This window comes from Atlanticothrix silvestris CENA357, assembly GCF_016056295.1.
Taxonomy (GTDB): Bacteria; Cyanobacteriota; Cyanobacteriia; order Cyanobacteriales; family Nostocaceae; genus Atlanticothrix; species Atlanticothrix silvestris.
The window spans coordinates 1-3,897 of sequence record NZ_JAECZB010000056.1; the positions used below are offsets into that span (position 1 = coordinate 1).

Sequence of the window (3,897 nt, forward strand, 5' to 3'; positions counted from 1 at the left end):
GTATAAGCCTTGAACCACCTTTGTACTGTGGCACTTCCTCTTCCCAACACTACCGCTAAATCTTGTATTGTCCTTACCTGACCTATCTTTAGTAAATACAATGCTTGAATACGTTCTTTTCCTAATGCTGTTTTCTGTTTTTTCAGCAGTTCACGTAATTCCTCTGCCGATTCTTCTATTTTTACTTTGGTGACTCCAGCCATGAACTTCTGCTCATATTTCTGACTTAACTATTTCTATCATTTTTTTAGTGAAATGGTATTAGGTTGAAAAACATTAAAATCCCTATCAGGGATTGAAACTACGAAAGCGGTGACTCTAAGAGCAGAATTGCATGGTTGAAAAACATTAAAATCCCTATCAGGGATTGAAACAAGGAAAGAATAGAGAAGAAGTCATTAAAAATTCGTTGAAAAACATTAAAATCCCTATCAGGGATTGAAACCTACTAACTAGAACAGAAGAACGTGTACTTAACGTTGAAAAACATTAAAATCCCTATCAGGGATTGAAACAAATTTTTGGTACTCAATCAGCTAACGCACAACAAGTTGAAAAACATTAAAATCCCTATCAGGGATTGAAACGCTAAATCGATTAATAATTGGAGATTTGAGGGAACGTTGAAAAACATTAAAATCCCTATCAGGGATTGAAACCTATTAGGGCAGTTAAAGTTGACTTGGAAACTTGCGTTGAAAAACATTAAAATCCCTATCAGGGATTGAAACTACCAGGAATCAAACCTGGGACTTACAGCACTATTGTTGAAAAACATTAAAATCCCTATCAGGGATTGAAACGCTCTTAGTTGTGCCGCTTTTAGTTCGATTGTTGGTTGAAAAACATTAAAATCCCTATCAGGGATTGAAACTTAGTTTTTCCGCCTGGATATCTCAAAGGACTTCTGTTGAAAAACATTAAAATCCCTATCAGGGATTGAAACCCGCAGTTTGTGTGAATTCAAGTTGAAAAAATGTTTGGTATACGTCTAGTGGAACTGATAGGTATAGAATACGCTCTGGTTGAGTGGCTGACAATGCAAGGCGATAACTCAGGAACTGCCCTAAAGCCGAAAAAGAGTCAGTAATTGCAGAGGGACTTAGGAAGCTCTTAATTTCAATGGCTATTTTTTCATCGGCTCGCTCTGCGCCAATCAATACAATATCTCTGCACCTAAATCAATCTGAAAGTTGACATTGCCAAATTTAAATCTGAGTGGATCATCTGTAATCATCCACTGCTATTTTTGAAGAGCAAGAAAGACTACTTTGTGAAAGATATCTTTTGCAGACACATAGTAAACCAAAGACATATTTCATGATAGCAGACTCAATTATTCTGTCTTATTTTCCTCAAAATATTCTGCCCGCCTGCTACCTCATCCTCATTTTCTCTTAGGTGAAGATGAATTGCGCTGTGACATGGTGTCTTGTCGCAGTTGTTGCCGTCCGTTAGTGATAATTCGCAACATATCTTCGAGATCCCGTTCGATGCCTTCGAGGACACTATCAGCGTACTCATCAGCGCCATTTTCAATTTCTTGAGCCTGGGCGATCGCAGTTTTTCGCATTTCCTCTAACTCTTGTTGGCAAGCACGCCGCTTAAGGTCAATTTCGGTGAGGGTTTCTTGCATCATCGCCTCACACTCTTGTTGTACTTGTTGCCGCAGTTGTTCAGCTTCTCGTTCTGCCTGTCGGATAATATCGCTTTCAGCTAAAATTTGCGCTCTTTTGGCTTGGGCTGCATCAACAATTTGCTGCCCGTACTCTTCTGCTTCCAGCAACACTTCTTCTTTTTGTTCCAGCACTACTGCTGCTTCTTGAAAGACTGCTGGCAAAGAAAGCCTGATAAAATCAAGCTGTTCCAACAGCCTTTCTTCATCTATGAGTGTGCGTCCCGTTAGCGGAATCCGAATACCATAAAGAATCAACTCCTCAAGACGGTTGAGTTCCTGCTGAATATCTACGCTTCCAGATCCGTTGGGATACTCTTGAGTGGGGGGGTAGCTTCCGTTGTGATTGGGTTCTCCATTGGAGAGTTGTGGTTGTAGCATTTGTATATATCTAGGGCAACGTGTGGGGGAACAAGATGATCGACAGAACCGCCAAACCTTGCAATCTCTTTTACCACACTACTACTTAAAAAACTATACTCATTTGATGTTGCTAAAAAAACTGTTTCTATTTGAGTGGAAATAGTTTTATTAGTATGAGCCATTTGTAGCTCTACTTCAAAGTCGGAAATTGCCCGTAAACCCCGCAATAAGACTCCTGCCTGTCGCTTTTGGGCATAATTGACAGTAAGACCATTAAAGCTATCTATTTCTATATTGGTTAGATGTCGCGTAGCTAGGCGAATCTGTTCAATGCGTTGCTGCACAGTAAATAATGGTATTTTATTAGGGTTTCGCAACACAGCAACAATCACCTGCTCAAACAACCGACTACCACGCTGAATGATGTCAAGGTGTCCTAAGGTGATCGGGTCGAAGCTACCTGGATAAATAGCAATCACAGTATTTAGATCCATCAAAGCTGTTTGGGTAATTATATCTAAACGCTGTTGAATCCTAGCGAACCAATATTTTTGCTTAAGAAATCAAAAAGATTAGCTAATCACTACCTATTTGAGAGTAAACTACCCACACTAGTACCCGCTTCGGATCAGTGTGGGCTTTTAGTAGCCCTGAACTGTCTGTGCTGAGACTACAACACAGGCAGTTCTAGCCTCTGGGCGAGTTTACAAGAGTCACCCCTATAGCAAATATATTCATTAAACGACTATTTAACACACATTATGGTCAATCTGTAAAGTAAAAATTATACAGTTTATGAATATTTTATTTATACTCATTTTCATGGGGATATCCAACCTTTGCAAAGCTGCGATTTGCGTGCGATCACTATGGCAAGCAGGTAACTTTAGTAAATTTTTACAATCTATATATTATTTATTTAGTATTATTGACTATGCCAATCGAACCTATACGAAAATTACTAAATACTTTTCGTACAAAAAATTATTAATATTTGACAACCAAATATTAAACAAGCAAATCATCCTCAGCCTTCGAGTCTGAGGCTATAAAAACTAAGCCTTTCTAGCCTATGGTTTGTGCATTTGCCCTTGGCGTTGCCGAAGGTTAGCAGTATGCTGACTTTCCCAAGCGAGTTTAGTTTGTATAGCCGAGCCGCTGCGTTGGGGAGATATTGCATTGTGGGTTTACGCGGTAATTCGCCTAAGTCAAGCCACTCCGCTGCAATGAAGCAGTCCGACGGCTTTAAGTATTTCTTCCCAACTTAAAAAGGACAGTACAACTAATTATGCTAGGAACAAACTACAACGATAATTTAGTCGGAACCGCAGGGAATGATACTCTTCAAGGTTTAGGAGGTAATGATACACTTTCTGGACTTGGCGGAAATGACCGTTTAGAAGGTGGTCGTGGAAATGATACTTTGTATGGTGGTACGGGGAATGATGTTTTTAACTTGGAATACTATCAACAAAATGATGTCGTCATAGATTTTGTCCGAGGACAAGACAGAGTTGATGTCAGAAGCCTCAACATTGGTGATTGGAATACTCTAAAATTGCTCATCAGTAATGACGGTCAAGACAATGCTTTGATTACAAGTTTTTTTGGTGGTTATTCAGCCCAACTAAAACTTAATGGCATTAATCCCAGCCTACTGCAAGCAAGTAATTTCCTATTGAATACTGTTAACCAAGCGCAAACAATTGATGGTAGTTCTTTTGCAGACCAATTATTTGGCGGTTTAGGTAATGATACCCTCAGAGGATTGAGTGGCAATGATGTCCTGTTCGGAGAACAAGGTAATGACCGTTTAGAAGGTGGTCGTGGAAATGATACTTTGTATGGTGGTACGGGGA

At 39.6% G+C, this 3,897-nt stretch carries 4 protein-coding genes, 1 pseudogene and 1 CRISPR repeat array; of the genes and pseudogenes, 1 reads left to right on the plus strand and 4 read right to left on the minus strand.

All coding sequences use genetic code 11. From position 1 onward, the window contains the following. The 4 genes and pseudogenes from I8751_RS16925 to coaD form a co-directional block, all read right to left on the minus strand. Window positions 1–203: helix-turn-helix domain-containing protein (locus tag I8751_RS16925; RefSeq protein ID WP_214439601.1), on the minus strand; the 203-nt coding region annotated here is incomplete at its 3' end. A 62-nt stretch (window positions 204–265) separates the two neighbouring features. After that, a CRISPR array of direct repeats spans window positions 266–946; the repeat unit is 37 nt; unit sequence GTTGAAAAACATTAAAATCCCTATCAGGGATTGAAAC. 1 nt (window position 947) lies between these two features. Beyond that, window positions 948–1,237: pseudogene (locus I8751_RS16930) on the minus strand (element excision factor XisH family protein); the annotation flags it as partial. A gap of 150 nt (window positions 1,238–1,387) precedes the next feature. Continuing rightward, the gene (locus tag I8751_RS16935) at window positions 1,388–2,056 is read right to left on the minus strand and encodes a DivIVA domain-containing protein (protein WP_214440306.1); all 669 of its coding nucleotides are present in this window, start codon (window positions 2,054–2,056) and stop codon (window positions 1,388–1,390) included. After that, window positions 1,966–2,517, minus strand: a complete 552-nt coding sequence (gene coaD / locus I8751_RS16940) for a pantetheine-phosphate adenylyltransferase (protein WP_214440309.1) — start codon at window positions 2,515–2,517, stop codon at window positions 1,966–1,968. Before coaD ends, I8751_RS16935 begins: the two co-directional genes overlap by 91 nt. A gap of 809 nt (window positions 2,518–3,326) precedes the next feature. Between coaD and I8751_RS30260 the strand changes: the two genes are divergently transcribed. Continuing rightward, on the plus strand, window positions 3,327–3,897 hold a 571-nt coding region (locus I8751_RS30260), incomplete at its 3' end, for a calcium-binding protein (RefSeq protein WP_404800435.1).